The sequence below is a fragment of the Methylobacterium sp. A52T genome, assembly GCF_053346095.1.
The window spans coordinates 1-4,724 of the sequence record NZ_JBKFBI010000238.1 but is presented as its reverse complement, the minus strand read 5'-3'; the positions used below and the strand labels follow the sequence as shown (position 1 = coordinate 4,724).

3 protein-coding genes are annotated in these 4,724 nt (G+C 76.7%); 2 read left to right on the top strand and 1 reads right to left on the bottom strand.

Translation table 11 applies throughout. From position 1 onward, the window contains the following. Positions 1–123 precede the first annotated feature (123 nt). Positions 124–312: a type II toxin-antitoxin system RelE/ParE family toxin gene (locus ACLBYE_RS29645; protein WP_447696900.1), complete on the bottom strand. Its 189-nt coding sequence runs from the start codon at positions 310–312 to the stop codon at positions 124–126. Positions 313–387: 75 nt separating this feature from the next. Here ACLBYE_RS29645 and ACLBYE_RS29640 point away from each other — a divergent pair, with 75 nt between their 5' ends. After that, complete coding sequence (locus ACLBYE_RS29640; protein ID WP_447696899.1) at positions 388–4,296, top strand: baseplate multidomain protein megatron; 3,909 nt, start codon at positions 388–390, stop codon at positions 4,294–4,296. An 18-nt stretch (positions 4,297–4,314) separates the two neighbouring features. Then, a partial coding sequence (locus ACLBYE_RS29635; protein ID WP_447696898.1) for a DUF2793 domain-containing protein occupies positions 4,315–4,724 on the top strand: 410 nt, incomplete at its 3' end.

Here is a 4,724-nt window from a genome sequence, read left to right as displayed (position 1 = left end):
TCAGTCCTGATCCTTCGCGTCCCTCACCCCAACCCTCTCCCGCACGGGAGAGGGGGCCTGGCGCGGCTGGCGAGACCGGGCTCGCCGTCCTTCCCGACCGTTGCAACAGGGTCGGATACGGCTCTAGTCGACGCGAAAGCCGGGGCCATACGGGATCCGCATCTCGAACACACCTGCCCCGACCGGTTTGGCATCCCCGAAATTGCCGAGCCCCGCGCTGCGGATACGTGCCGCGATGCGCGCCCTGGCGCGGTGATCCTTCAGGCCCGTGAGCCAGGTCCGGAAGGTGTCAGACAGCAGGATCGTCGTCACGGGTCGAACGTATCCGATCGGATACGGAACGGCAACCCGTCCACGCGAAACCGCCATCAGATCCGGAGCCCCGCCATGGCGACGCTGATCCTGTCCTCGGCCGGCGCGGCGGTCGGCACCGCCCTCGGAGGCCCGATCGGCGGCCTGGTCGGGCGGGCGCTCGGCTCGGTCGCGGGCGCGGCCCTCGGCGGCGCCCTGTCGGGGTCCGGGCGGCACGCGCGCCTCGTCGAGGGGCCGCGGCTCGCCGACGTCGCCGGGCTCACCTCCACCGAGGGCGATCCGATCCCCCGGGTCTACGGGCGGGCGCGGATCGGCGGCACCCTGATCTGGGCGACCCGTCCGCTGGAAGTCGCCAACACCACCGTCGCCCGCGCGGCCGCGCCCGCCAAGGGCTTGGGCGGGCTCGCGGGCGGCCCGAGGACCGTCACCACCCGCTACAGCTACTTCGCCAACCTCGCGGTCGGGCTGTGCGAGGGCGAGATCGCCTGCGTCCGCCGGATCTGGGCGGACGGGCGGGAGATCGACCAGGCCGGCCTGACCCTGCGGGTCCATACCGGCGGCCCCGGCCAGGAGCCGGACCCGCTGATCGTCGCCAAGGAGGGCGCCGAGAACGCGCCCGCCTATCGCGGCCTCGCCTACGCGGTGTTCGAGAACCTCGCCCTCGCGGCCTTCGGCAACCGCGTCCCGCAATTCGCCTTCGAGGTGATCCGCCCGGTCAACGGCCTGTTCGCGCGGGTGCGCGCCGTCGACCTGATCCCCGGCGCCAGCGAGTTCGGCCTCGATCCGGACCGCGTCACGGTCGATCTCGGGCTCGGCCGCACCGAGGCCGCCAACCGGCACCAGCTCCAGCGCGGCACCGACGTGATCGCCTCCCTCGACGCCCTCCAGGCGCTGTGCCCGAACCTGCGCCGGGTCGCCGTGGTGGCGACGTGGTTCGGCACCGACCTGCGGGCGGGATCCTGCCGGGTCGTGCCCAAGGTCGAGGCCGCCGACAAGCGGGCCCGGCCGGAGGATTGGCGCGTCGCCGGGATCGCCCGGGACCGGGCCGAGACGGTCTCGACCCTGCCGGACGGCAGCCCGGCCTACGGCGGCACGCCGGCGGATGCGGGCCTGACCCGGCTGGTCGCCGAGCTGGCGCGCCGGGGGCTGGCGGTGTCGCTCTACCCGTTCGTCATGATGGACGTGCCGGCCGGCAACGCGCTCCCCGATCCGCACGTCCCCGGCGCCGCGCAGCCCGCCTATCCCTGGCGCGGCCGCATCACCTGCGATCCGGCCCCCGGCCGTCCGGGGAGCCCGGACGGGACCGCCGCGGCCGACGCGCAGGTCGTGGCCTTCTTCGCGGGCGGCTACCGCGACGCGGTCCTGCACTACGCCGACCTCGCGGCCGGCTGGGCGGCCTCGGGCGCGCCGCTCGCGGCCTTCGTGATCGGCAGCGAGCTCGTCGGCCTGACCCGGGTGCGCGGCGCGGCCGGCTACCCGGCGGTGCGCGCGCTGCGCGACCTCGCCGCCGCGCTCCGCGACCGCCTCGGCCCGGCCGTCACCCTGGTCTACGCGGCGGACTGGACCGAGTACGGCGCCCATGTGGGCGACGGCGGCGCCACCGTCCGCTTCCCCCTCGACGACCTGTTCGCCGACCCGAATATCGGCGCTGTCGGGATCGACTGGTACCCGCCCGTCTCCGACTGGCGCGACGACCCGGACCACGCCGATCTCGCGGTGACGGGCGACATCGCCGACCGGGCCTATCTGAAGGCCCGGGGGGCGTCCGGCGAGGCCTTCGACTGGTACTACGCCGACGCGGAGGACCGCGCCGCCCAGGCCCGCCGGCCGATCACCGACGGCGCCGCCGGCAAGCCCTGGATCTACCGGGCCAAGGACCTCGTCGCGTGGTGGTCGAGCCCGCACGTGGAGCGCGACGGCGGCGTCGAGACCCGCACCACCGCCTGGGTGCCGGCCGGCAAGCCGATCTGGCTCACCGAGATCGGCGTTCCGGCGGTGGACAAGGGCACCAACGGCCCGAACGTCTTCCCGGACCCGAAATCGTCCGAGAGCGCCTTCCCGCCGGAATCCCGCGCCCTGCGGGACGAGCTGATCCAGCTCCGCGGGCTGGAGGCCGTGATCGCGCGGTTCGACCCGGCCGTGCCGGGCTTCCGGGAGGCCGACAACCCGGTCTCGCCGGTCTACGGCGGCCGCATGGTCGATCCCGACGGGATCTTCGTCTGGGCCTGGGACGCGCGGCCCTTCCCGGCCTTCCCGACGGTGCGCGGCGTCTGGGCCGACGCCGCCAACTGGCGGGTCGGCCACTGGATCACCGGCCGGATCGAGGGCTGCGACCTCGACCTGCTGGTCCTGAGGATCCTCGCGGATTTCGGGTTCGACGCGCCGGTCTCCGTGGAGGCCGCCGCCTATCTCGACGGCTACGTGATCGACCGGCCGCTCACGGCGCGGGGCGCCCTGGAGACCCTCGCGGAGGTCTACGGCCTGGACGTGTCGGCGGTGGCCGGGACCCTGCGGCTGCGCGGCCCCCGCCGCGACCGGCCCGTGATCCTGGCCGAGGCCGACCTCGTCCGGCTGTCGGAGGAGCGGCCGGTCCTGCACCAGGTCCGGGCGGAGGAGAGCGCCCTGCCGCGCTCCGTGGAACTCGGGATCACCGATTCCGAGAGCCCGGATTACCGCCGCGCCGCGGCCTCGGCCGTGCGGCCCGCCGGCCTGCGGCGTCGCGAGACCCGGATCGAGGCGGCGATCGTCACCCGCCGGGAGACCGCCGACGGGCTGGCCGAGGCGCTGCTCGACCGGCTGATCGCGGCGCGCGACACCGCGGTGTTCACGCTGAGCCCGCGCCGGGTCGAGCTGGAGCCCGGCGACCTCCTGGCGGTGCCCGCAGACGTGCCCGGCGGCGCGGTCCTGCGCCGGATCGACCGGATCGACGACGCGCCCACGGGCCGCCGGATCGAGGCGAGCGGCGTGCCGCCCCGGGCGGGGCCCGGGCGGGGCCTGCCCCGCGCGATGGCCCGGGCCGGGGTGGCGCCGCCCGCCTTCCCGGGACCGCCGCTCGCCCTGGCCCTCGACCTGCCGGTCGACCGCGGCGAGCCCACGATCCTGCAGTCCTGCGCGGTGGCGGCCGAGCCCTGGCCCGGCGCGGTCGCGATCTGGCGCGCCGCCGGTGACGGGCCGCTCGCCCTGCACCGCCTCGTCGACTACCCGGCCTGCCTCGGCCGCACCCTGTCGGCGCTGCCGCCCGGCCCGCTCTGGCGCATCCAGCGGGGCGCGCAGCTCGACGTCACCCTGCGGCGCGGCGCGACCCTCGCGTCGATCGGGGCGGGCGCGATGCTGGCCGGGGGCAACCTGTTCGCCCTGCTCGGCGCGGACGGGACCGTGGAGCTGCTCGGCGCCGCGTCCGTCGTCCTGACCGGGCCCGACACCTACCGGCTGTCCGGCTTCCTGCGCGGGCTCGCGGGCAGCGAGGCGGCGGCGGCGCGCGTCAGCCCGGCGGGGAGCCTGATCGTGCGCCTCGACGACGGCGCCGTGGCGCCCCTGGTCGACCGGCTGGACGAGCTCGGCCGCGCGTTCCGCTACCGGATCGGGCCGGCGGACGGCGATCCGGCCGACCCGGCCTTCACCGAGATCACCGCCGCGGCCGGCCTCGCGGCGCTGACGCCGCTGCGGCCGGTCCACCTGCGGGCGCGGCGCGCGGCGGACGGCGTGCGGCTCTCGTGGATCCGGCGGGCCCGCCGCGACGGCGACGCCTGGGAGCCGGCCGAGATCCCGCTCGATGAGCCGGAAGCCTACGCGGTGACGGTGTTCTCGGCCGCCGGCACGGCCCTGCGCACGGTCCGGGCCGAGGCCCAGCACTGCCTCTACGCGGACGAGGCGGCCGATTTCGGCGGCGCCCAGACGCATCTCGACGTCGCGGTGGCGCAGATCGGTCTCGTCGCCGGCCCCGGACCCGCCCGCCGCGCCCGTATCCCCGTCCGCTCGGCCTGACCGCCAGGGAGCCGCCCCATGTCCGACGCCACGCCCCATCTCGGCCTGCCGCTGATCGCCGCGAGCCAGGCGCAGAAGCACGTGACCCACAACGAGGCGCTCGGCCTCCTCGACGCCCTCGTCCAGCTCGCCTGCCTGGACAAGGACCTCGCCGCGCCGCCGCCGGGCCCCGCGGAGGGCGACCGCTACCTCGTGGCCGCCGCCGAGCCCGGGGGCGCCTGGGCGGGGCTCGCGGGCCAGGTGGTGCGCTACGAAGACGGGGTCTGGACCGGCGCCGCGCCGCGGGCCGGCTGGCTCGCCTGGCTGGTCGACGAGGCCGACCTCTACGTCTTCGACGGCGCGGCCTGGACGAGCCTCCGCCGCGCGCTGAGCGCGCTCCAGAGCGGGGGGCGCCCCGCGGGCGACACCGCGGGCGCCCGCCGCCACCC